Annotated in this window: 22 protein-coding genes and 4 tRNA genes; 5 read left to right on the forward strand and 21 right to left on the reverse strand. The window is 60.8% G+C overall.

Features of this window, described 5'->3' with window-relative positions; all coding sequences use genetic code 11:
* Positions 1-5 precede the first annotated feature (5 nt).
* The 4 genes from greB to ACMGGN_RS13285 all read right to left on the reverse strand — a co-directional run bounded on the left by greB (position 6) and on the right by ACMGGN_RS13285 (position 2,969).
* Positions 6-479: a transcription elongation factor GreB gene (greB, locus tag ACMGGN_RS13270; RefSeq protein ID WP_115275363.1), complete on the reverse strand. Its 474-nt coding sequence runs from the start codon at positions 477-479 to the stop codon at positions 6-8.
* Between the two features lie 11 nt (positions 480-490).
* Positions 491-799 (reverse strand): hypothetical protein, encoded by a 309-nt coding sequence (locus tag ACMGGN_RS13275; RefSeq protein ID WP_046787940.1) that lies wholly within the window; start codon positions 797-799, stop codon positions 491-493.
* A 214-nt stretch (positions 800-1,013) separates the two neighbouring features.
* Positions 1,014-1,448: a DoxX family protein gene (locus ACMGGN_RS13280; protein ID WP_046787939.1), complete on the reverse strand. Its 435-nt coding sequence runs from the start codon at positions 1,446-1,448 to the stop codon at positions 1,014-1,016.
* A gap of 114 nt (positions 1,449-1,562) precedes the next feature.
* Positions 1,563-2,969, reverse strand: coding sequence for a transglycosylase SLT domain-containing protein (locus ACMGGN_RS13285; RefSeq protein ID WP_115275364.1), 1,407 nt, complete (start codon positions 2,967-2,969; stop codon positions 1,563-1,565).
* 158 nt (positions 2,970-3,127) lie between these two features.
* Here ACMGGN_RS13285 and ACMGGN_RS13290 point away from each other — a divergent pair, with 158 nt between their 5' ends.
* The 3 genes from ACMGGN_RS13290 (at position 3,128) to ACMGGN_RS13300 (ending at position 5,963) form a co-directional block, all read left to right on the forward strand.
* A complete protein-coding gene (locus tag ACMGGN_RS13290) occupies positions 3,128-3,925 on the forward strand; it encodes a TatD family hydrolase (protein ID WP_281868536.1) in 798 nt (265 codons plus the stop codon).
* A 115-nt stretch (positions 3,926-4,040) separates the two neighbouring features.
* Positions 4,041-5,519, forward strand: coding sequence for a methyl-accepting chemotaxis protein (locus tag ACMGGN_RS13295; RefSeq protein ID WP_046787936.1), 1,479 nt, complete (start codon positions 4,041-4,043; stop codon positions 5,517-5,519).
* Between the two features lie 75 nt (positions 5,520-5,594).
* Entirely contained in the window at positions 5,595-5,963 is a 369-nt protein-coding gene (locus ACMGGN_RS13300; RefSeq protein ID WP_046787935.1) for an Mpo1-like protein, read from the forward strand.
* 3 nt (positions 5,964-5,966) lie between these two features.
* On the opposite strand, the gene ACMGGN_RS13305 is transcribed toward ACMGGN_RS13300, so the two are convergent.
* The 3 genes from ACMGGN_RS13305 to ACMGGN_RS13315 all read right to left on the reverse strand — a co-directional run bounded on the left by ACMGGN_RS13305 (position 5,967) and on the right by ACMGGN_RS13315 (position 7,913).
* On the reverse strand, positions 5,967-6,764 hold the full coding sequence (locus ACMGGN_RS13305) for an acyl-CoA thioesterase (RefSeq protein ID WP_046787934.1): 798 nt from the start codon (positions 6,762-6,764) through the stop codon (positions 5,967-5,969).
* Between the two features lie 76 nt (positions 6,765-6,840).
* Complete coding sequence (locus ACMGGN_RS13310) at positions 6,841-7,620, reverse strand: CHAD domain-containing protein (RefSeq protein WP_414156034.1); 780 nt, start codon at positions 7,618-7,620, stop codon at positions 6,841-6,843.
* Between the two features lie 14 nt (positions 7,621-7,634).
* Positions 7,635-7,913 carry a hypothetical protein gene (locus ACMGGN_RS13315; RefSeq protein ID WP_012313650.1) on the reverse strand — a complete coding sequence of 93 codons (279 nt, stop codon included), beginning with the start codon at positions 7,911-7,913 and terminating at the stop codon, positions 7,635-7,637.
* Positions 7,914-8,066: 153 nt separating this feature from the next.
* Between ACMGGN_RS13315 and ACMGGN_RS13320 the strand changes: the two genes are divergently transcribed.
* Positions 8,067-9,107: a patatin-like phospholipase family protein gene (locus tag ACMGGN_RS13320; protein WP_046787954.1), complete on the forward strand. Its 1,041-nt coding sequence runs from the start codon at positions 8,067-8,069 to the stop codon at positions 9,105-9,107.
* 80 nt (positions 9,108-9,187) lie between these two features.
* Here the strand turns inward: ACMGGN_RS13320 and ACMGGN_RS13325 are convergent, their stop codons facing one another.
* The 11 genes from ACMGGN_RS13325 to ACMGGN_RS13375 all read right to left on the reverse strand — a co-directional run bounded on the left by ACMGGN_RS13325 (position 9,188) and on the right by ACMGGN_RS13375 (position 18,890).
* Entirely contained in the window at positions 9,188-11,059 is a 1,872-nt protein-coding gene (locus tag ACMGGN_RS13325) for a SurA N-terminal domain-containing protein (RefSeq protein ID WP_125923208.1), read from the reverse strand.
* A gap of 183 nt (positions 11,060-11,242) precedes the next feature.
* Positions 11,243-11,515 (reverse strand): HU family DNA-binding protein, encoded by a 273-nt coding sequence (locus ACMGGN_RS13330; protein ID WP_012313647.1) that lies wholly within the window; start codon positions 11,513-11,515, stop codon positions 11,243-11,245.
* A 152-nt stretch (positions 11,516-11,667) separates the two neighbouring features.
* Positions 11,668-14,064, reverse strand: a complete 2,397-nt coding sequence (gene lon, locus ACMGGN_RS13335; RefSeq protein ID WP_046787930.1) for an endopeptidase La — start codon at positions 14,062-14,064, stop codon at positions 11,668-11,670.
* Positions 14,065-14,220: 156 nt separating this feature from the next.
* A complete protein-coding gene (gene clpX / locus ACMGGN_RS13340) occupies positions 14,221-15,504 on the reverse strand; it encodes an ATP-dependent Clp protease ATP-binding subunit ClpX (RefSeq protein WP_012313645.1) in 1,284 nt (427 codons plus the stop codon).
* A gap of 108 nt (positions 15,505-15,612) precedes the next feature.
* Complete coding sequence (gene clpP, locus ACMGGN_RS13345) at positions 15,613-16,254, reverse strand: ATP-dependent Clp endopeptidase proteolytic subunit ClpP (protein WP_009683825.1); 642 nt, start codon at positions 16,252-16,254, stop codon at positions 15,613-15,615.
* Positions 16,255-16,345: 91 nt separating this feature from the next.
* Complete coding sequence (tig, locus tag ACMGGN_RS13350) at positions 16,346-17,659, reverse strand: trigger factor (RefSeq protein WP_046787929.1); 1,314 nt, start codon at positions 17,657-17,659, stop codon at positions 16,346-16,348.
* A 246-nt stretch (positions 17,660-17,905) separates the two neighbouring features.
* A complete protein-coding gene (locus ACMGGN_RS13355) occupies positions 17,906-18,205 on the reverse strand; it encodes a DUF6388 family protein (protein WP_046787928.1) in 300 nt (99 codons plus the stop codon).
* Between the two features lie 239 nt (positions 18,206-18,444).
* Positions 18,445-18,520 (reverse strand) — tRNA-His (locus ACMGGN_RS13360).
* Between the two features lie 36 nt (positions 18,521-18,556).
* Positions 18,557-18,641, reverse strand: a tRNA-Leu gene (locus tag ACMGGN_RS13365).
* Positions 18,642-18,695: 54 nt separating this feature from the next.
* Positions 18,696-18,771 (reverse strand) — tRNA-His (locus tag ACMGGN_RS13370).
* A gap of 42 nt (positions 18,772-18,813) precedes the next feature.
* Positions 18,814-18,890: transfer RNA gene (locus ACMGGN_RS13375), tRNA-Arg, on the reverse strand.
* A gap of 259 nt (positions 18,891-19,149) precedes the next feature.
* Between ACMGGN_RS13375 and folD the strand changes: the two genes are divergently transcribed.
* Positions 19,150-20,004 (forward strand): bifunctional methylenetetrahydrofolate dehydrogenase/methenyltetrahydrofolate cyclohydrolase FolD, encoded by an 855-nt coding sequence (gene folD, locus ACMGGN_RS13380; protein WP_039603436.1) that lies wholly within the window; start codon positions 19,150-19,152, stop codon positions 20,002-20,004.
* Between the two features lie 98 nt (positions 20,005-20,102).
* Here the strand turns inward: folD and ACMGGN_RS13385 are convergent, their stop codons facing one another.
* The 3 genes from ACMGGN_RS13385 to ACMGGN_RS13395 are packed head-to-tail and all read right to left on the reverse strand — an operon-like array spanning position 20,103 to position 22,966.
* Positions 20,103-21,842: an ABC transporter substrate-binding protein gene (locus tag ACMGGN_RS13385; RefSeq protein ID WP_119688604.1), complete on the reverse strand. Its 1,740-nt coding sequence runs from the start codon at positions 21,840-21,842 to the stop codon at positions 20,103-20,105.
* A gap of 38 nt (positions 21,843-21,880) precedes the next feature.
* Positions 21,881-22,153: a DUF2160 domain-containing protein gene (locus ACMGGN_RS13390; protein ID WP_281868531.1), complete on the reverse strand. Its 273-nt coding sequence runs from the start codon at positions 22,151-22,153 to the stop codon at positions 21,881-21,883.
* A gap of 12 nt (positions 22,154-22,165) precedes the next feature.
* Positions 22,166-22,966 (reverse strand): carbohydrate ABC transporter permease, encoded by an 801-nt coding sequence (locus tag ACMGGN_RS13395; protein ID WP_039603433.1) that lies wholly within the window; start codon positions 22,964-22,966, stop codon positions 22,166-22,168.

The raw sequence follows: 22,966 nt of genomic DNA on the forward strand, positions 1-22,966 counted from the left end.
AACGCTTACTGCTCGTAACTTATGCTGCTTACATACCAGGTCGCTTCGCCAGTAGGTGTATGCACCAGCACCTCATCACCCTCCTCTTTCTTGAGCAGGGCCCGCGCCATGGGCGAATCGATCGAGATATAGTCATTGCGTCCATAGATCTCGTCGTACCCGACGATGCGAAACTTCAGGGCTTCGCCGTCATCGTTTTCGATCTCCACCCAGGCACCGAAGAAGACCTTGCCCTCCTGCTGCGGCGAATAGGCAACCACCTTGACGTCTTCGAGGCGCTTGCGCAGGTATCGGACCCGACGGTCGATCTCACGCAGCAACTTCTTGTTGTACTGGTAGTCGGCATTCTCGCTGCGATCCCCCAGCGAGGCAGCCCAAGCCACCTTCTGGGTGATTTCCGGGCGATACACCCGCCACAGATGGTCCAGCTCTTTCTTCAGAGCTTCATGGCCTTCTGTCGTGATGATATTGGTACTCAACAGCGGGTTCCTCAGCGTCGGGTAATCAGGCCCTGGCGTGCGATGCGGGTGAGGTGGCCGATCACTTCGGCAGCGTCTTGCGCGGCAGGTGCCTGGATCACCGCCAGATCGAAGCGGTCGTTGCCAAACTGCTCCAGCCGGCACGCGGTTTCGGCAAACTGGATGAGGAAGGCGCGGGCCTGGCCTTTGCGACGGGACAAGCCTTCGAGATGACGCAAAAGAGTAGGCTGATGCTGGCCACCGAGCAGAATGCGCGGTGTGCGGGTGGCCTGGCTGGCAGGCAGTGGGCTCAAGCAGACACTGGTACGTGGGCAACTCATGGAGTGTTTCTCCGCCTCGCAAATCCCGCTGGGCAGCGGTGGGAGGCGTCACCGAACCAGCGCTTTAGCGGTATTTCGGATGACCCGGGGCTGGGTTTTCCTGCGCCCCGCAAGTAGCTGTTTAAATCGGCGCAAGCGGTATGCTAGAGCTACACGCGGCAAGCTGCAAGCCCCAAGCTGAAAGTCATCAACTTGAGGCCTGCAGCATGAGCTGTCAGCGGGCGATCAATCGGTCTACGGAGAAGCGACCAGCGCCTTCGATCAGTACCGCGACGGTACCCGCCAGCAACGCCAGGGCGAACTCATAGCCATTGTTGGACATGAACAGGCCGTTACCGATGTGTACCGAGAAAATTGCCACCACCAGGGTTACGCTCAGTGCCAGCGCCGCCGGGCGAGCCAGCAGGCCGATCACCAGGGCCAGGCCGCCGAAGAACTCGGCGCTGCCGGACAGCAGGGCCATCAGGTAGCCGGGGGCCAGGCCGATGCTCTCCATCCACTGGCCGGTGCCCTCCAACCCGTAGCCGCCGAACAGGCCGAAGAGTTTCTGCGCACCGTGCGCCATGAAGATGATGCCGACCAGGATGCGAACCACGCTCAGGCCCAGGCCAGCGTGGGTGGAGAGCAGTTTAATGATTGCGTTGTTCATTGGGTGACTTCCTTGAAAGCTGGGATGTTGTGTTGGGATGGGCGCCATAATAATCGACATGAGAGATATATAAATCGCAAAAAACCCAGCATACCAATCAAATAAATCGATTTATCAGCGATTCCCCCTCCGCTCCAGCACCGCACGCTCACGGTTGAACGCCAGGAAGTACTTGTTCACGCTGTTGACGAAGTTCACCGGCCCCATGCCCACCTGCTCCATCGCGACCCGTTCAGTCTGAAAGAACCATTGATTGCCATTGAGGCCACGCTTGCGAGCCTCGACACGCATGGCCTGGACCCGCTCGGGCCCAAGGTTGTAGGCGGCCAGCACAAAGGCCATGCGCTCACGCTCGTTGATCTTCGGGCTGGCAAAGAACTTGCGGCGGATCAACGCCAGGTAACGGGCGCTGGCCTGGACATTGCCATCCACCGTTGCGGTATTGCTGACCCCGACCCGTTGGGCAGCTGCAGGAGTGATCTGCATCAGGCCATGCGCCCCGCCACTGCCGCGCGCCGCCGGGTTGAGGGTCGACTCCTTGAAGGCCAACGCAGCAAGGTTCAGCCAGTCGATCTGTTGCGCCTGGCCATGTTTCTGCAGCACCGCGCGCACAGAAGCCAGGCGCTGACGGTCCTTGCGCGCAAGCGGGTTGTGCACGCGGTACTGGCGCCGGTAGATGCGCTCGAAGGCAGCGTCCTGGTTCTCCGGCGCGCGGTAGCCCTGCAGAAAACGATCGACCGTGGCCTGCAGCAGCGTCGCATCTCGGCGCACATACCAGCGCATGGCTTGCGGCGGGCCCAGTTGCAGTCGGCTATCCAGGCGCAGGCGTGGCATTACCCGGGCCCAGCGCAGCGCGATCGGCCGCTCCACCACGGTCAGGTGATAGATGCCGGCCTGGACCATCTCCAGCACGTCCTCCACCGCCAGGGTCGAATCGACCCACTCGATCTTGACGGGCGGGCGCTTGCGCAGCGCCAGGTGCTGGTTGATCTGCTGGATCAGCGCGCCGGCGGCACTGGCACTGGTCAACGCCACGGTGCGCCCGGACAACTGCTCGACGCGGGTGAAACTGCGCTCGCCCTTGCGCCCGACCAGCCACAACGGCACCTGGTCCAGGACCGGAGCACTGCTGTTCACGCCACCGACCAGGCTCGGGTCGAGCAATTCGCCCGGGGCGGCAAGGTCGCCCTCACCGCGCTGCAGGGCCCCGAGTAGTTGCTCTTTGGCTCTGGGGATGAGTTTGAGCCGCACCTGTTGCCCGTCGCCGGCCCGGGCGTTGAGGTAATGCTCAAGCGCACGCAAGCGGTAGTACTCGATGCCGACGGGCTCGCCCTTGACCTCACCGGAACTGTTGCGGCTTTGGTTGACCAGTACCCGCAGCACCTTGCTGCTGCGGATCTGTTCAAGGTCACGGGCCTTGCTCACCGGCACGTTCTGCTGCGGCCCCGGCAGGCGTGCGTAGGCGGGACCGACGCTCATCAGGCCAAGCGCCAGCAGCAGGGCGAGCAGGTATCGCAGCATGCGAAGACGTATCCGAGGTCGGTGGGCAGCATCCATGTGTGCGAGCAACTCGTGATAAATGACGGCAAAAGACCATCGCAAAAGCCTGAAGTTCTTGGCTTTTTCCCGGAAATCGCGCTTTTTGCTATGCTGGCCGTCCCGCGGCACGAGGTAGCACCATGCAACTGATCGATATCGGCGTCAACCTGACCAATAGCAGTTTCCACAACCAGCAGGCCGCCATCGTCGAGCGCGCCATCGAAGCCGGCGTAGTGCAGATGATCCTTACCGGCACCAGCCTCGCGGTCAGCGAGCAGGCGCTAGAGCTGTGCCAGCAGCTGGACCCCGCAAGCGAGCACCTGTTCGCCACAGCCGGCGTACACCCGCACGACGCCAAAGCGTGGGACGCCAACAGCGACCAACGACTGCGCCAGTTACTGAATGAAGCGCGTGTGCGCGCCGTAGGCGAATGCGGGCTGGACTTCAACCGCGACTTCTCCCCTCGCCCACTCCAGGAAAAAGCCTTGGAAGCTCAATTGGCGCTGGCCGCCGAGTTGCGCCTGCCTGTGTTCCTGCATGAGCGTGATGCCAGCGAGCGCTTGCTGGCGATTGTGAAGGACTACCGCGACCACCTGCCAGCCGCCGTGGTGCATTGCTTCACCGGCGAGCGCGACGCACTGTTCGCCTACCTGGACATGGACCTGCACATCGGCATCACCGGGTGGATTTGTGACGAACGCCGCGGCACGCACCTGCATCCGCTGGTGGGCAATATCCCACAAGGGCGCCTGATGCTGGAGAGTGATGCCCCGTATCTGCTGCCGCGCAGTCTGCGACCGAAACCGAAGAGCGGGCGCAACGAGCCGGCTTTTTTGCCAGAGGTGCTGCGGGAGGTAGCGTTGCACCGGGGTGAACGTGTTGAAGATACCGCGGCGCACACCACTGCAACGGCTCGGGCATTTTTCCAGCTGACCTGAGCTTGATCGGGCATAAACGGTTTGTTGATACACGTCAAAACCTCCCAGGCGTGAGCGGGCACAATGATGGCACCTTGCCAATAATGTTTCCGCTCAACTCAGAGAAGACCTACCCATGGGTGCCTGGCTTAGCAATATTTCCCTGAAGTACAAGTTCTGGGCCGTCAACGCAGTGGCCTTTGTCACCACCTTGATGCTGGTGCTTTATGCCGTGCACCTGGAGCAGCGAGCCCGCGCCGAAGCTGTGCAGATCCAGGCGCAATCCCAGGCACAGCTGCTGGCCGCCTGGCCGCAAGGGCTTGCCCTGCCCCGCCAGGCCAACGTGATCACCTGGCAACCCGGCCAAACCCCGACCTTTGCCGGCCAAAGCCTGGATGCACTGCGTAATGCACAAGGCTGGGTAGCACTCCCGGCCGCCTGGCTCTTCGGTAACAACCCGCTGCGGGGTGCTCAGGTACTGCGCCATGGCGACGAGCAGGTGGCGGTACTGGCCCAGGCACCGAGCGTGCGCCAGGTGTTCTTCGAGCGTTTTGCCAACTACGCGGTTTGTGTGCTGATCCTGATGCTGGCCATGCTCTGCGCCTCGCAACTTTTGATCCGCTTCCTGCTGAGCCAACTCAACACCCTCAAGGACGTCATGCTGCACGTGGAAAAAACCGGTGACCTGTCGGCCCGCGTGCCTCTGGCTTGCGGAGACGAAGTGGGCCAGATGGCAGGCGCGTTCAACGCCATGCAGTCGACCTACCACCGCGTGGTCAGCACCGTGGCACGCACAGCCGCGCAACTCGATTCGGGCGCCGCGCGCCTGGCCACGAGCATGAACGAAGTTCGCCACGGCATGCTCGGCCAGCAAAGCGAGACCGACCAGGCAGCCACGGCGATCAACGAGATGTCCGCCACCGTGCACCATATCGCCCAGCATGCCGGTGCCACCCGCGACCTGTCGCAGACCGCCGACACCCTCGCTGGTAGCGGCAAGAATGTGGTCAACCGGGTGCAGGATTCGATTGCCGGGCTATCCAGCGGTGTGCAGCAGACCGCCGAAATGATCCGCCAACTGGCCGAGGACAGCCAGAAGATCAATGGCGTGGTCAACGTCATCCACAGTATTGCCGAACAGACCAACCTGCTGGCGCTCAATGCCGCCATCGAAGCAGCGCGCGCCGGCGAAATGGGCCGTGGCTTTGCGGTGGTCGCCGATGAAGTGCGCAGCCTGGCCAAACGCGTGCAAACCTCCACCGACGAGATCACCGGCATGGTGGCAGACCTGCAGGCCGGTACCCGCGATGCGGTGGAGTTCATGCAGGAAAGCTCTTACAAAGCTGACGACTGCGTGCGCCAGGCCAAGGAAGCCGGCGCAGCGCTCGCCGAAATTACCGGCGCCGTGGCGCAGATGCGCGAGAGCAACACCCAGATAGCCGTCGCCGCCGAGCAGCAGAGCCAGGTGGCGGAAGAAATGAACCGGGCAGTAGTCAGCATCCGTGACGTCACGGAGGAAACCGTGCAGCAGACTGTCGATTCGGCCACCACCAGCAGCGAACTGGCGACCCTGGCCGGCGAGCTGAACAAGGCCATCGGCCAGCTCAAACTATAGTCACCATAGCCAGCCTCGATTGGCTGTGAACACAGGGCCGCACTAAGCTTTGGGCATGACCGCGAGGAACTGCCCATGAGCAAACGACTGCCCAACTTGCCCGCCTGGCAATGGCGCGGCTATCACCACAACCACCGCCACCCGACCAACCTGGTGCTGCACCTGATTGCCGTGCCGCTGTTCATCCTTGGCGCTCTACTGGTGCTGTCAGGCTTGTTCGCCCTGGACCTTGGCCAGATTGCTGTCGGCATCATTTCCCTGATCGCCGGCCTGGGCCTGCAGCGTCAGGGCCACCGCCTGGAGGCCGAGCAGCCAGAACCGTTCGCCAACCGCAAGGACGCCGTGCAGCGCCTGCTGACCGAGCAATTCATCACCTTCCCCCGTTTTGTGCTCAGTGGTGCCTGGTGGCGCGCCTGGCGCGAACGGCACAAACATCGGCGTTGAATCTCAAGCGAACACTGTGACCGTCTGCCGGCTCAATGCCAGCAACTCACCTTCAGCCGTCCACAGGGCAGCTGCGGCATGCCCGTAACCATCGCGGGCGTGTTCCGTCTCGACGCAGTAGCGGCACCAGTCCAACGTCGACAGCCTGGCTACCGGCTGGATGAATTCGATGGTCCAGGTCAGCGTACTGCCTGCTGCGGGCTGCTTCAGGTAAGGCATGAGGCTGGGCGGCCAGGCATCGACCAGCGCTAACAGGTGGGCCTCGTTGACCTGCTCCTGGGCAACATCCCGCAAGCGCACCCAGCCGCCCATGTGCCGTGACTGATTGCCACTGAACGGCAACCCACCAACCGCCCAGCGCAGGGCAACATGGCGCATGAACTCAGGTGTGACGCCTTTGATGTAAGGAAGCTCAGGAGCGGCATCCTCAAGCGCCTTCATCTCCATGGCCGGCACTGCAGGAACATTCACCACCGATGCCCGCCCGGCGCCGAAATTGCCCTGTACCAAGGTCACCACTTGGCCATCCTGAATCGCTCGACCAAGCAGGGTGCTGACGGCTTTGCCCTCGCGCAGCACTTCGACTTCAAAACGGGTTGGCACGTCGGGAGCGGCGGGGGCGACGAAACTGATGGCCAGGGAACGCACCGGGCGGCTATCGGCGAGCTTCAGGCGCATGGCCTCATACACCATCGCGGCCATCAGGCCACCGAATGCGGCACGCCCTTGGGCCCAGTTGGGCGGAACACTGACGCCGTCGGGGTGTGCTCGCACGGCGTCGAGCAGTTGGTTGAAATTCATGGGCCGGCTCCTGCAGCAGCGAAAGGTGTCAGCCAATACTAGCGAGCAACCTTGCGTCGAACAGCCCGCATATCGGTCATTTGCCGGGCTTGCGCCGCTGCAGCGCTGCCTGCAAGGCATCCAGTGTCACGTCGGACTGGCGTTCGGCGTCATCCAGCTCCTGCTCCCAATCGACCTTGCAGGGCGCGAGATCCGCATGCGATTGAGCCTGCAACAGCCATTGCAAGCGATCATGCCAGTTACCCAAATCGCCCTGGGCTTGTTTTAGCATGCGCTGCAGCGGCTTGCCGGCATGATCGAGTTGCGGATAGGCCTGGTCGCCATAGCGCACACGTTTGATCAACAGGCGCAGGCGGTGGCGGTCGTGGGCCGGGTCCTGCAAGGCTTCCTGCAGCTTGCGCCATTGCTTGACCAGGCGTTTGTCGACACGCTTGCGCAGTGACTTGGCCAACCCTTCACGGCCCGCTGCGCGCAGAAATAGCGGGAAGGCATCGAGGATTGCCAGTACCCGGCTCAGTTGCGGGCTGGTGGCCACGCCGGCAAAGGTAGCAGTGCGCCCTTGCAGACGCCGCTGCCCCGCTTGGGCAACGCCGCGCTTGATCAACTCGGCCGCCAGTACCTCACGGTCACGTAGCGGTGTGGTCAAGGTACCAAGGGCTTTCGCAGCGTCCTCCAACTGCTCGACCCCCGGCAAGCCCCTCAGCGGTCGCAACAGGCTGCGCAAACGCCTCAGGCCTATGCGCAGATCGTGCAAGGCTTCGCTGTCGGTATCGGCAGCGAGGCGCTCGCGACAAGCCAGCAGGCGCACCTGCAAGGCCACTACCTGGGCAACCACATGGTCGAGCATGCTGGACATACAGCGCTCCTCGGTCAGCGCCCGGCGCGCGACTCACGAATGTAGAAACGCGCCTTTTCGGCTTTATTGGTGCAACCTTCGAAGCCTTCGAACTGCTGCTGGGTCTTGGCCCCGGTCAAAAGCGACAAAGCCTTGGAATAGCTGACAGTACCGGCAAAGCCTTCAGCCTTGGCCAGGTCAAGCTCCTTCCAGGCGGCATCGAGCTGCGACGCGCAGCTGTCACGGTAAGCCGTCTTGCCCGCACAGCCGGCAAGGGCCAGGGCAATCAGAGGAAGGCAGATCCAGGCTTTCATCGGTAATACCTCAGAGGTTCAAATAGAGTGGCTGTTCGACGCGTGGGCACCTGAAAAGTGCCGCGCCCGGCACGTTTTGCCTAGAGTCTACATTGAAGCACAGGCAACGCTCGGTGCATTGTAGGACCATGGATGCAAAAGCCGGGGATGATCATGAGCAAACGTGTAGCACTGGTATTGGGATCGGGGGGCGCTCGGGGCTACGCCCATATCGGCGTGATCGAGGAAATCGAACGGCGCGGCTACGAGATCGCCTGCATTGCCGGTTGCTCGATGGGCGCGGTGGTCGGGGGCATATACGCGGCGGGCAAACTCGATGAATACCGCAACTGGATCGAAAGCCTGGATTACCTGGACGTACTGCGTCTGGTCGATGTCAGCTTCCGCCTTGGTGCCATTCGCGGCGACAAGGTGTTTGGGCAAATCCGCAAGATCGTTGGCGAAATCAATATCGAGCAATTACGCATCCCCTACACGGCAGTGGCCACCGACCTGACCCACCAGCAGGAGATCTGGTTCCAGGAAGGCTGCCTGCACCAGGCAATGCGCGCTTCGGCGGCAATTCCAAGCCTGTTCACGCCAGTAATGCAAGGCAACCGCATGCTGGTCGACGGCGGCATCCTCAACCCGCTACCGATCGTGCCGGTGGTGTCCAGCCACTGCGACATGATCATTGCGGTGAACCTCAACTCCACCAACCAGAAGCAATACCAGTTGCCTGTCATCGAGCGGCCGGCAGCATTCAGGATGCGCTTTGACGCGCTGATCAATTCGCTGGGGTCGCGCATGCCGTTTCGGCGCAAGCCCGTCGAGGAACTGATGCGCATCGAGCAGGAGATCACCGGCGAGGGCCTGATTCCACCCAACCCCTGGCTGACCGATGCGGCCGACCCCGAAGCGCAGCAACCGGCGGCGGCACCGCAGAGCGAGGGCGCCCCAAAATCAGCCACAGGGTCGATCATCGTCGACAACGTGGGGCCAGCTTCGCTGCTGGACCTGATCAACCAGAGTTTCGAGGTGATGCAGACGTCGTTGGCGCAATACAAGATCGCGGGGTATCCACCGGACGTGCTGATCAACGTGCCCAAGCGGGTATGCCGCTTCTTCGAGTTCTACAAGGCGCCGGAGCTGATTGCCTTGGGCCGGGAGATTGCGCGGGATACGCTGGATAACTATGAGGGGGAAAAGCGCTGAGGCGAACCCGGCGCTTACGCCCGTGCCACAGAAACGAAACAGGCCGCATCATGCGGCCTGTTTCATTACCAGACAGTCACTCAGTAGCGAGTGATGTCCGCACTGCCTTCGAGCTGCTTGCGGTATGCCGCAAAGTCCTGCTGGCCCGCACGCGAAGCGAGATAGCGGCGGATCTGCTGCTTCTCTTCAGCGCTGGCGGCGGCACCTTCGTTGACACCTTTGAGCTGCAGCACGACCAGGCTGCCATCGGCCAGAACCACGCTGCCATATACCGGCTTGCCCTTGGCTTGCGGCTTGGCCAGGCGGAACAGTGCCTGCAACTCGGCCGGGTCGATACCGTCCTGGCTGCGGGTGACTGCTTCGTAGGCCTTCCAGCTCTGGCCTTCCTGGGCAGTATCGGTAGCGACCGAGCCGTCACGCAGGCCGGCGATCAGCTTGTCCGCCTTGGCCTTGAGCTCGGCGGTTGCCTTCTCCTTGGCCAGGTGTTCGCTGATTTTCTTGGCCACGGCTTCGAGCGGCATCTGCTCCGGCTTGCGGTGCTCCTTGACGCGCAATACCACCGTGGTTTCCGGGTCCAGCTCGATGGCGGTGCTGTTGGCAGCCTCCTCCAGCACTTCCTCGGAAAACGCAGCCTGGACCACGGCACGGTTGGCCGTGATGCCTTCACCGCCCTCACGGCCGAATGGCGCCGACGTATGCACCTTGAGGTTCAGGTCCTGGGCGGGCTGGGCCAGGTCGGCAGCCTCGTAGGCAGCATCCTGCAACTGCTTGCTGGCATCGACATAGCGCTGCTCGACCAGCGGAGTCTTCAGGTCTCGCGTGAGCTTGTCCTTCAGGCTGGCAAAACTCGGGACTTCCGGCGCCTGCTTGCCCAGCAGCTTGATCAGGTGATAACCGAACTGGGTACGCACCGGTGCAGACACCTGGCCATCGTCGAGCTTGTACAGCGCGTCCTCGAAGACCGGGTCATACACACCCGGGCCGGCGAAGCCAAGGTCGCCACCACTGTTGGCCGAACCCGGGTCCTGGGAGAACTCCTTGGCCAGTTTGGCGAAGTCTTCACCTTTGGCCAGGCGTTGCTCGACCTCTTCGATGCGGGCCTTGGCCTGGGCATCGGTGACCTTGTCATTGACCTCGACAAGGATGTGCGCAGCGTGGCGCTGTTCGGCCAGGTTGGCGATTTCCTTCTCGTACTGGGCCTTGAGCTCGTCGTCGGTAACCTTCACCTGATCGAAGAATGCCGACTTCTTCAGCTCGACATAGTCGATGACCACTTGATCCGGCGTCATGAACTCCTTGGCGTGCTGTTCATAATGGGCCTTGACCTCGTCATCGCTGACCTTGACCGCAGCCGGGTTGGCCTTGAAGGTCAACGAAGCGAAGTCGCGGGTCTGGTTTTCCAGGCGAGCGAAGGCGTCGACCTGCTGGTCGGTCACGAAGCTGCTGCCGGCAATACCCGTGCGTACCTGGCCGATCAGCATTTCTTCGGCGAGCATCTGGCGGAACTGCAAGCGGCCATAGCCCATCTGGCGGATGACCTGATCGAAACGGTCAGCGTTGAACTTGCCATCAACCTGGAATTCCGGCGTCTGCAGGATCACTTGATCCAGCGCGGCCTCACTGAAGGCGAACTTGGCATCTTCGGCACCCTGCAGTAGCAGCTTGCGTTCGATAAGCCCTTTGAGCGCGGCATCGCGCAGCAATTTCTCGTCCAGCAGTGCCGGGTCGAAATCCTTGCCCAGCTGTTGCATCAGCTGGCGGCGCTGCATGTCGGCCGCCTGGCTCAGCTCGTTCTGGCTGATGGTCTGGCCGTTCACCTTGGCGGCGTCCTGACTATGGCTGGCGGCCTGGAAAATGGCCTCGAAGCCCGTCAACGCCATCAGCACGACGATGAGGCCGATGATGGTCTTGGCAATCCAACCTTGTGAATTGTCCCTGATATTTTGCAGCATGCGTCCCCCAGAAACGGCTGTACCACTGCGTCGACAACCGCGGAGCGTGGGTAGAATCCTGATAAAAGAAAGGCGCATCCGAGGATGCGCCTTTTCTTAGCAAACGTGTCAGGCGGGAACGTTTGCGACCCGCCTTCAGCGTGCTCGGACCTGGCCAGGCCGGGTCCGGCTGAAAGAGACGACTTAGTTGACGGCGTCTTTCAGGCCTTTGCCAGCCTTGAAGCCTGGAACCTTGGCAGCAGCGATCTTGATGGTCTTGCCAGTTTGCGGGTTACGGCCATCGCGCTCTGCGCGCTCTTTGACCGAGAAGGTACCGAAGCCAACCAGAACGACGTCGTCGCCTGCTTTCAGGGCACCAGTCACGGAGTCAATTACTGCATCCAGCGCGCGGCCGGCTACAGCTTTCGGGATGTCAGCAGATGCGGCGATAGCGTCAATCAGTTCCGACTTGTTCACTCTAAGTCCCCTTATTTCTCTATTGAGTTTGTTTCTAAGTATGTAATGAAAAGCTTATGAAACGTGCGCTGGGTGGCCTGGTGACAATAGCGTGCCGCTTTATAGCAAGGCCCCGAAAATACTGTCAAGGAAAGCCCCCCAGCCAAAAACTACTAATGCGTGCTAATTCGTTCCTTAGCATCGCCGTCGCGCTTTTCATCTTTCGCGACAATCTCAGGAGCCACATCTGGCAAGGGCTCCGGGGCGTATTGCAGCGCAATTTGCAGGACTTCGTCAATCCATTTGACCGGTTTGATCTGCAGATCCTGTTTGATATTTTCCGGAATCTCCTTCAGATCGCGAACATTCTCCTCTGGAATGATCACCGTCTTGATCCCGCCACGGTGTGCCGCCAGCAGTTTTTCCTTCAACCCGCCAATGGCCAATACCTGCCCACGCAAGGTGATTTCACCGGTCATGGCAACATCTGCACGCACTGGAATCTGCGTCAGCGCCGACACCAGCGCGGTGCACATGCCGATACCAGCGCTCGGGCCATCCTTGGGCGTAGCACCCTCGGGCATGTGGATGTGCACGTCGTGCTTCTCATGGAAGTCGGCGGCAATCCCCAGGCTGCGGGCGCGGCTGCGGACTACGGTTTGCGCTGCGGTGATCGACTCGACCATGACGTCGCCGAGCGAACCGGTCTTGATCAGCTGGCCCTTGCCAGGGATGACCACCGACTCGATGGTCAGCAATTCGCCACCCACCTGGGTCCAGGCAAGGCCGGTCACCTGGCCGATCTGGTCCTGCTGCTCGGCCAGGCCGTAGCGGAACTTGCGCACACCCAACAGGTGCTCGAGCTGCTCACTGGTGACCTTGACCTTGACCTGCTTCTGGCCGGTATGTTCCTTGACGACCTTGCGGCAAACCTTGGCAATTTGCCGCTCAAGGCCACGTACGCCGGCTTCGCGGGTGTAGTAACGGATGATGTCGCGGATCGCCGAGGTGTCGATCTCGAGCTCTTCCTTCTTCAAACCGTTGGCCTTGACCTGCTTGGGTGTCAGGTATTTGACCGCGATGTTGATCTTCTCGTCCTCGGTGTAACCCGGCAGGCGAATGACTTCCATGCGGTCAAGCAGCGCCGGCGGGATGTTCATCGAGTTCGAGGTGCACAGGAACATCACGTCAGAGAGGTCGTAATCGACCTCCAGATAGTGGTCGTTGAAGTTGTGGTTCTGCTCAGGGTCGAGCACTTCCAGCAGCGCCGAGGCCGGGTCGCCACGCATGTCGCTGCCCATCTTGTCGATCTCGTCGAGCAGGAACAGCGGGTTGCGCACACCCACCTTGGTCATCTTCTGGATCAAGCGGCCTGGCATCGAACCGATGTATGTCCGACGGTGGCCGCGAATCTCGGCCTCGTCACGCACGCCACCCAAGGCCATGCGCACGAACTTGCGGTTGGTCGCAGCGGCGATCGACTCGGCCAGCGAGGTCTTGCCCACGCCTGGCGGGCCAACCAGGCACAGCACCGGGCCGCGAATTTTCTTCACGCGCTTCTGCACGGCGAGGTATTCGAGGATGCGTTCCTTGACCTCTTCAAGGCCATAATGGTCCGCATCGAGAATTTCCTCAGCCTTGGACAGGTCCAGTCGAACCTTGCTCTGGGCCTTCCACGGCACCTGCACGAGCCAGTCGAGGTAGGTCCGCACCACGGTGGCCTCGGCCGACATCGGCGACATCTGCTTGAGTTTGTTAAGCTCCGCCTGAGCCTTGGCCAGGGCATCTTTCGGCAGGCCAGCGGCTTCAATGCGCTTTTTCAGCTCTTCGACTTCGTTGTGGCCTTCGTCGCCATCGCCGAGCTCTTTCTGAATGGCCTTCATCTGCTCATTCAGGTAGTACTCGCGCTGGCTGCGCTCCATCTGTTTCTTGACCCGGCCACGGATACGCTTCTCGACCTGCAGCAGGTCGATTTCAGCATCCAGCATCGCAAGCACATGCTCGACACGGGTGGACAGATCGACGATCTCGAGAATTTCCTGCTTCTGCTCGATCTTCAGGGCCATGTGTGCGGCCATGGTATCGACCAGGCGCCCAGGCTCCTCGATGCTGTTCAGCGACGACAGCACTTCGGCAGGGACTTTCTTGCCCAACTGCACGTACTGCTCGAACTGCGACAGCAGCGTGCGCACAAAGACTTCCGACTCGCGCTCGGCGGCGTCGGTTTCGTCGATCAGGGAAACTTCGGCACGGATGTGCCCTTCAACTTCGGTAAAGCGCTCGACTGCACCCCGCTGCTCGCCCTCGACCAGCACCTTGACGGTGCCATCAGGCAGCTTCAGCAGTTGCAGCACGGTAGCGACGGTACCGACGCGATACAGGGCGTCTTCGCCCGGATCATCGTCGGCGGGGTTCTTCTGGGCCAGCAGAAGGATCTGCTTCTCGCCAGTCATCGCAGCCTCAAGGGCCTCGATGGACTTCTCACGCCCCACGAACAGTGGGATGACCATGTGCGGATAAACAACGACATCGCGCAATGGCAAAAGAGGCAAGTCGAGGGTGGTCTTCATGATTTCGCCTCTACAGCGGCCTTATGGCCGGAAACCGGTGAAAATGATGCTTGGACCTAATGTGGGGGCACGCCTGGGAAATTACAAGCGCTTGCACAGGAAAAGCAGAAAGGGGCCCGCATGGGCCCCTTTCTTGCTTGCTGCCACCTGACCGACTCAGGCGTCGGGTGCGGCCTTGGCTTGCGGCTCGCTGTTCTCGTAGATCAGCAACGGCTGCGAAGTGCCTTCGATGACGCTCTCGTCGATCACCACTTTGCTGACTTCCTTCTGCGAAGGAATTTCATACATGGTGTCGAGCAGAACGCCCTCGAGGATCGAACGCAGGCCGCGGGCGCCAGTCTTGCGCTCCAGGGCCTTGCGTGCGACGGCCTTGAGCGCATCACTGCGGAACTCAAGGTCAACGCTTTCCATCTCGAACAGCCTGGCGTACTGCTTGGTCAGGGCGTTCTTCGGCTCAGTGAGGATCTGCATCAGCGCAGCCTCGTCCAGCTCGTCGAGGGTTGCCAGAACCGGCAGACGGCCGACGAACTCGGGGATCAGGCCAAACTTGACCAGGTCATCCGGCTCGACTTCACGCAGCGACTCGCCAACCTTCTTGCCCTCTTCCTTGCTGCGTACTTCAGCGCCAAAACCGATGCCACCCTTGGTGGAGCGGTTCTGGATGACCTTTTCCAGGCCTGAGAAGGCGCCACCGCAAATGAACAGGATGTTGCGGGTATCCACCTGCAGGAATTCCTGTTGCGGGTGCTTGCGCCCCCCTTGCGGCGGAACGGAAGCAACGGTGCCTTCGATCAGCTTGAGCAGTGCCTGCTGCACGCCTTCACCCGAAACGTCACGGGTGATCGACGGGTTGTCCGACTTGCGCGAAATCTTGTCGATCTCGTCGATGTAAACAATGCCCATCTGGGCCTTTTCCACATCGTAGTCGCACTTCTGCAGCAGTTTCTGAATGATGTTCTCGACGTCCTCACCCACGTAACCGGCTTCGGTCAGGGTGGTGGCGTCAGCAATGGTGAACGGCACGTTCAACAGGCGAGCCAGGGTTTCGGCGAGCAGGGTCTTGCCCGAGCCTGTAGGCCCGATGAGCAGGATGTTGCTCTTGCCGAGTTCAACCTCGTCACCTTTCTTGTCACGCTGGTTCAGGCGCTTGTAGTGGTTGTACACCGCTACCGAAAGCACCTTCTTGGCGCGCTCCTGACCAATCACATACTGGTCCAGGATGCCGCTGATTTCTTTCGGCGAAGGCAATTTGTGCGCGCTGCTTTCGGCCTGGGCTTCCTGCACCTCCTCTCGGATGATGTCGTTGCACAGGTCGACGCACTCGTCGCAGATAAATACCGAGGGCCCGGCAATCAGTTTGCGCACTTCGTGCTGGCTTTTGCCGCAGAAGGAGCAATAAAGCAATTTGCCGCTGTCCTCGCCGTTACGGGTGTCAGTCATTCGATCGATCCAATCCGGTAGGCTTGCAACACAAGATGAAGGCAATTGCGGGCTTTTTCAAGTCCGCAGGTAGGCGCTTTGGGCGCCTGCCTGCTCTGGCACCTGGGTTCAGGAGGCCAGTTGCCGCTTGTCGTATACCGAGTCGATCAGGCCGTACTCGGCCGCGCGCGAGGCGCTCATGAAATTGTCACGTTCGGTGTCGCGCTTGATGGTCTCCAGATCCTGGCCGGTGTGGTAGGCCAGCAGCTCGTTCAGACGCGCCTTGATGTTGAGGATTTCCTGGGCATGGATCTCGATATCGGTCGCCTGGCCCTGGAAGCCGCCGAGCGGCTGGTGAATCATCACCCGCGAGTTAGGCAGGCAGTGACGCTTGCCCTTGGCACCGGCGGCCAACAGGAAGGCACCCATGCTGCAGGCTTGACCGATGCAGATGGTCGAGACGTCCGGCTTGATGAATTGCATGGTGTCGTAGATCGACATGCCAGCCGTTACCGAGCCGCCTGGGGAGTTGATGTAAAGATGGATATCCTTGTCCGGGTTTTCCGCCTCAAGGAACAGCATCTGCGCCACTACCAGGTTGGCCATGTAGTCCTCTACCGGGCCGACCAGGAAGATCACTCGCTCCTTCAAAAGGCGCGAGTAGATGTCATAGGCACGTTCGCCACGGGCGGACTGCTCGATAACCATCGGGACCAGGCCGCCTGCGGCCTGGATGTCAGAGCTCTGCTGAATATAAGAATTGCGGGACATGTCCTGCGCTCACTCCCAAATAGTCATGGCTTGAATACGCACAAGCCAGCGCGAAGGCTGGCTTGTGGGGGTTTCCTACGAGAGGGCCGCCTTACTCAGCTTCGGCAGGAGCCTGCGCTGGTTTTACGGCTTCTTCGTACGAGACCGATTTGTCGGTCACAGTCGCTTTCTGCAGAACAGTATCTACAACTTGTTCTTCCAGTACAACCGAACGTACCTCGTTCATCTGCTGGTCGTTTTTGTAGTACCAAGCGATGACCTGCTCAGGCTCCTGGTAAGCCGAAGCCATTTCTTCGATCATTTCGCGAACCTTGCCTTCGTCCGGCTTCAGTTCGAACTGCTTGACCACTTCGGCGACGATCAGGCCCAGCACCACACGGCGCTTGGCTTGCTCTTCGAACAGCTCGGCCGGCAGCTGCTCAGGCTTGATGTTGCCACCGAACTGCTGAACAGCCTGGACGCGCAGGCGGTTGACTTCATTTTCCAGCAGAGCCTTCGGCACTTCGATCGGGTTGGCGGCCAGCAGACCGTCCATGACCTGGTTCTTCACCTTGGTCTTGATCGCCTGACGCAGTTCACGCTCCATGTTCTTGCGAACTTCGGCGCGGAAGCCTTCCAGGGTCGATTCCTTGATGCCGAACTGGGCGAAGAACTCTTCGTTCAGTTCTGGCAGCTGAGGTGCCGAAACGCTGTTGACGGTGATGGTGAACTCGGCAGCTTTGCCAGCCAGGTCCAGGTTCTGGTAATCCTCAGGGAAGGTCACGTTGACAACGCGCTCTTCGCCAGCCTTGGCGCCAACCAGGCCGTCTTCGAAGCCTGGGATCATGCGGCCGGAGCCCAGTACCAGCTGGGTACCCTTGGCCGAACCACCGGCGAAGGCTTCACCGTCGATCTTGCCGACGAAGTCGATGTTGACCTGGTCGTCTTTCTCGGCAGCGCGCTCGACGGCCTCGAAGCGCACGTTCTGCTTGCGCAGCACTTCCAGCATGTTGTCCAGGTCGGCATCAGCCACTTCGGCGCTCAGGCGCTCGACGCTGATCGACTCCAGGCCGGCAACGGCGAACTCTGGGAACACTTCGAAGATGGCGACGAACTCCAGGTCCTTGCCCTTTTCGAAGGACTTCGGCTCTACAGCAGGCGCGCCAGCCGGGTTCAGCTTCTGCTCGACGATGGCTTCGTAGAAGGAAGCCTGGACCAGGTCACCGAAAGCCTCTTGACGGGCATCGGCTTCGAAACGCTGGCGGATCACGCTCATCGGCACTTTGCCTGGGCGGAAGCCCGCGACCTTGGCGCGCTTGGCAGTCTGCTGCAGACGCTTGTTGACTTCGTTCTCGACGCGCTCGGCCGGAACGGCGATGGTCATGCGGCGCTCGAGAGCGGAAGTGTTTTCAACAGAAACTTGCATGGATATTCCTCGTTGCACAGACGTTAGCCGGCGTTAGCCCGACTCCAGAATCAAGGGCAAGCATTCTAGTGAGTCACGCACCAGAAGTCACCCCACCCGGGACGACGGGAAACCACGCCGGTCGATTAGCTTGCAAGGCCCGCACGGCGTATCGCCGGGCCTCTATATATATGCAGGCTGCGCAACGCCGTCGGCGGCACGCAACCGTAATACTTTGTCAAACAACTACAGCCCGCAAAAACGCCCTTATTCAGGGTCGATTTCATTGAACTGGCAGTACTCTTCCCAAGCCATACCCAGCGCTTGGGCCACTTCGCGATGGGTCTCCAGGCGCATGGCCTGCAGTTGCTCGGGGCTTTCGGCGATCAACTGCAGCGCCAGCTCCCAAGGCTGGATGCCCTGCTGGTCGGCGGCATCCTCGAACGCCCATTCGATCTGCTGGGCCTGTTCGCGCGCATCCAGCCCACGGATTTCCTCGAGCAGTTGCGGATTGGCCTCGGCGAAGCGCTGAAGCGCCAGCGCCTGACGGGCTTCTTTTGCAATCATTGGATTAATCCTTTGCTGGCCTAATCCAGCCGGTATTTCAACCGACTGAAATCTATCAGCTTTTATTGGGGTGTCGCCAGAGGATTGCAAGGGCTGTCAGAGGTATTGCGCAGGCCTCAAGAACTGCGCGCCCCTGCAGGAGTCGGCTTGCCGACGAGGCTGCATAGTTACACGCTCGTACGCATAACGCAGAAACAACAAAGGCGCCTGATCATACAATCAAGGCGCCTTCGAAAATATGGGGTGGACGATGGGAATCGAACCCACGACAACCGGAATCACAATCCGGCGCTCTACCAACTGAGCTACGCCCACCATATTGCGGTGTTACGGTACAACCTTACATAAACATGGTGCGGACGAAGAGACTCGAACTCTTACAGCTTGCGCCGCTGGAACCTAAATCCAGTGTGTCTACCAATTTCACCACGTCCGCATAACGCTTAAAACAAAGGCGCCAGATCTACAATCAAGGCGCCTCTGAAGAATATGGGGTGGACGATGGGAATCGAACCCACGACAACCGGAATCACAATCCGGCGCTCTACCAACTGAGCTACGCCCACCATATCGCTTTACTGCCTCACTTGCTTGCCCAAGCTGCCTAATGGCGCACCCGGCAGGACTCGAACCTGCGACCATCCGCTTAGAAGGCGGATGCTCTATCCAGCTGAGCTACGGGCGCATAAGCGTAAAGCCTAACCGAACGAGCAATACTAAAACCACTCATTCTGCCCGACTTCGCCAACCAGTGCTAGGCTGTGCCCGACAAGTGCGGCGAATCTTATAGGCGACCCGTATAAGCGTCAACACCTTTCTATAAAAAATTTAAATTATTTAAGGGGTTAGGGCATTTGCCCGACCACCCGCCTTTGCCCTCGGGCCGTGTCGTGCGAGAATGCGCCCTCTTTATTGTTCCTTTCTCGATGGTTAATCACGCGTCTATGACTGCACACCTAATCGATGGCAAGGCGATCGCCGCCAACCTGCGCAAGCAGATCGCTCAACGTGTCGAGGAGCGTCGCCAGCAAGGCCTGCGCACGCCGGGCCTGGCGGTGATCCTGGTCGGCACCGACCCCGCCTCCCAAGTCTATGTCTCGCACAAGCGCAAGGACTGCGAAGAGGTCGGTTTCATTTCGCAGGCCTTCGATCTGCCCAGCGAAACCACGCAGCAAGCCCTGACCGAGCTGATCGACCGCCTCAACGACGACCCGGCAGTGGACGGCATCCTGCTGCAACTGCCGCTGCCTGCACACCTGGATGCATCGCTGCTGCTCGAGCGCATCCGTCCGGACAAGGACGTCGATGGCTTCCACCCGTATAACATCGGTCGCCTGGCCCAGCGTATTCCGCTGCTGCGCCCGTGCACCCCTAAAGGCATCATGACCCTGCTCGAAAGCACCGGTCAGGACCTGTATGGCATGGACGCCGTGATCGTCGGCGCTTCCAACATCGTTGGCCGCCCGATGGCCATGGAGCTGCTGCTGGCCGGCTGCACCGTGACCGTCTGCCACCGCTTCACCAAGGACCTGGCCGGTCATGTCGGCCGTGCCGACCTGGTGGTCGTGGCTGCCGGCAAGCCGGGGCTGGTCAAGGGTGAGTGGGTCAAGGAAGGCGCCATCGTCATCGACGTGGGCATCAACCGCCAGGAAGACGGCAAGCTGGTCGGCGATGTGGTCTACGAGACCGCCCTGCCCCGCGCGGGCTGGATCACGCCGGTGCCGGGCGGCGTAGGGCCGATGACCCGGGCCTGCCTGCTGGAAAACACGCTGTATGCGGCAGAAGAGCTGCATAAGTAAGCTTGCGTGAAATGAAAACGGCACCTCTGGCAGGTGCCGTTTTTTTGCCTTGGATTCAGCAGCTTGCCGACGATGAACCCATTTGGGTCCCTAGCCGGTCACTTGCGCGCCGCCTCCCACGATTTCAGCAGCTCGTCATAGCTGACCGTCTCGCCCTTGGGCTTCTCGTTGGCCAGTTTCGGTTTTGGCGCCCCCGGCTGGTCGAACCAGTACTGTGCGTCTTTTTCAGGGTTCAGCTTAGGCGCGCAGGTGGCCTGGGCATTGGAGCGCTGCAACCGCTCCATCATGCGGTCCTGATCCCGGGCCAAGCCATCCAGCGCTTCTTGCGGCGTTTTCTCGCCACTGGCCACTTCGGCGATATGGCTCCACCACAGTTGTGCCAGGCGAGGATAGTCCGGCACGTTGGTCCCGGTCGGGGTCCATTGCACCCGTGCCGGGCTACGATAGAACTCCACCAGCCCGCCAAGCTTGGGCGCCAGGTCGGTCATGGCCTGGGAGTTGATGTCCGACTCGCGGATCGGCGTCAGGCCAACGATGGTCTTTTTCAACGACACGGTCTTGGAGGTGACGAACTGGGCGTATAGCCAAGCGGCCAGGCGCTGCTTCTCGGGGGTGGACTTGAAGAAGGTCCAGGAGCCGGTGTCCTGATAGCCCAGCTTCATCCCCTCCTCCCAGTATGGCCCCTTGGGCGAGGGCGCCATGCGCCACTTCGGCGTGCCGTCAGCGTTGACCACCGGCAGCCCCGGCTTGGTCATGTCGGCGGTAAAGGCGGTGTACCAGAAGATCTGCTGGGCGATGTTGCCTTGCGCAGGCACCGGGCCGGCCTCGGAGAAGGTCATGCCTTGCGCTTCCTTGGGCGCATAGGCGCGCATCCAGTCGACGTACTTCTGCGTGGCATAGACGGCCGCCGGGCCATTGGTGTCGCCGCCGCGGGTCACGCTGGACCCTACCGGGTGGCAATCCTCCACGCGGATGCCCCACTCGTCCACTGGCAAGCCATTGGGCAGCCCTTTGTCGCCACCACCGGCCATGGAGAACCAGGCATCGGTGAAGCGCCACCCCAGCGAAGGGTCCTTCTTGCCATAGTCCATGTGGCCATAGACGCGCTTGCCATCGATTTCCTTGACGTCTTCGGTGAAGAATTTGGCGATGTCCTCATAGGCGGACCAGTTCACCGGCACGCCCAGCTCGTAACCGTACTTTTCCTTGAACCTGGCCTTGAGCTCGGGCCGCTCGAACCAGTCGGCGCGGAACCAGTACAGGTTGGCGAACTGCTGGTCGGGCAACTGATAAACCTTGCCATCCGGCGCGGTGGTGAACGAAATGCCAATGAAGTCCTTCAGGTCCAGGGTCGGCGAGGTGTAGTCCTTGCCTTCGTTGGCCATCAGATCAGTGATCGACTCCACCTTGCCGTAGCGAAAGTGCGTACCGATCAGGTCGGAGTCGTTGACCCAGCCGTCGTAGATGTTCTTGTCCGACTGCATCTGCGTCTGCAGCTTCTCCACCACGTCGCCTTCCTGCAGCAGGTCGTGGGTCAGCTGGATCCCGGTGATCTCGCTGAAGGCCTTGGCCAGCACCTTGGACTCGTACTCATGGGTGGTGATGGTTTCCGACACCACATTGATCTTCATCCCGCGAAACGGCTCGGCGGCCTTGATGAACCACTTGAGTTCGGCCAACTGCTGCTCCGGCGTCAGGGTCGACGGTTTGAACTCGCTGGTGATCCATTTCGACGCCGCATCCTCGTACTGGTCGGCCCACGCCGCACCGTGTACGCCCGCCAGTACCAGCATCGCGGCCAGGGTCAAATGTCGCCGGTTGTGTTTGTTATGGAACATTGTGCTCTCCCGTTTGAGTTATTCCCCGGAGCCGTCGCTCAGCCCCAGCGCAGCACCACCACGAGCCAGCCCAGCGACAGCAGCGAGGCCACCCATAAAGGCCAGTCGCTGACCCCGACTACCAGCAAGTGCAGGTAGGCGCTGACCAACAGGCCGATGAACAACCGGTCGCCACGGCTGGTGACGATCGGCAGAAAGCCACGCCGCTCCACACAGGGGCGGTGCAGTTCGAACAGGGTCATGCACAGCAGCAGTACGCCGACGGCGGCGAAGAACAGCGCCGTGGGCAAGGTCCAGGCCATCCACTCCATGCGTTGCCCTCCTCACACCCGGCCCAGGGCAAAGCCCTTGGCCACATGGTTGCGAACGAACCAGATCACCAGCATGCCTGGCAGGATGGTCAACACCCCTGCCGCCGCCAGCACGCCCCAGTCGATGCCCGAAGCAGACACCGTGCGGGTCATCACGGCGGCAATCGGCTTGGCGTTCACCGAAGTCAGGGTGCGCGCCAGCAACAGTTCGACCCAGGAAAACATGAAGCAGAAAAACGCCGTCACGCCGATGCCGGAGCCGATCAGCGGAATGAAAATCTTCACGAAGAAACGCGGGAAGCTGTAACCATCGATGTAGGCGGTTTCATCAATCTCCTTCGGCACGCCCGACATGAACCCCTCGAGAATCCACACTGCCAGCGGCACGTTGAACAGGCAGTGGGCCAGGGCAACGGCAATGTGCGTATCGAACAGGCCGATGGACGAATAGAGCTGAAAGAACGGCAGCAGAAACACCGCAGGCGGCGCCATGCGGTTGGTCAGCAACCAGAAGAACAGGTGGCGGTCACCGAGGAAGCGGTAGCGCGAGAAGGCATAGGCCGCCGGCAGCGCCACCAGCAGTGAAATCAGCGTGTTCAGGCACACGTAGTACAGCGAGTTGATGTAGCCGCTGTACCAGCTGGCATCGGTGAAGATCACCCGGTAGTTGTCGAGGGTGAACGCCTGCGGCCACAGGGTGAGGCCACCGAGTATCTCGGTGTTGCTCTTGAACGACATGTTCAGCAGCCAGTAGATCGGCACCAGCAGGAAGAAGAAGTACAGCAGCAGGGCCAGCGTCTTGCGTGTACTCAT

This window comes from Pseudomonas sp. BNK-30, from assembly GCF_047456185.1.
Taxonomy (GTDB): Bacteria; Pseudomonadota; Gammaproteobacteria; order Pseudomonadales; family Pseudomonadaceae; genus Aquipseudomonas; species Aquipseudomonas putida_E.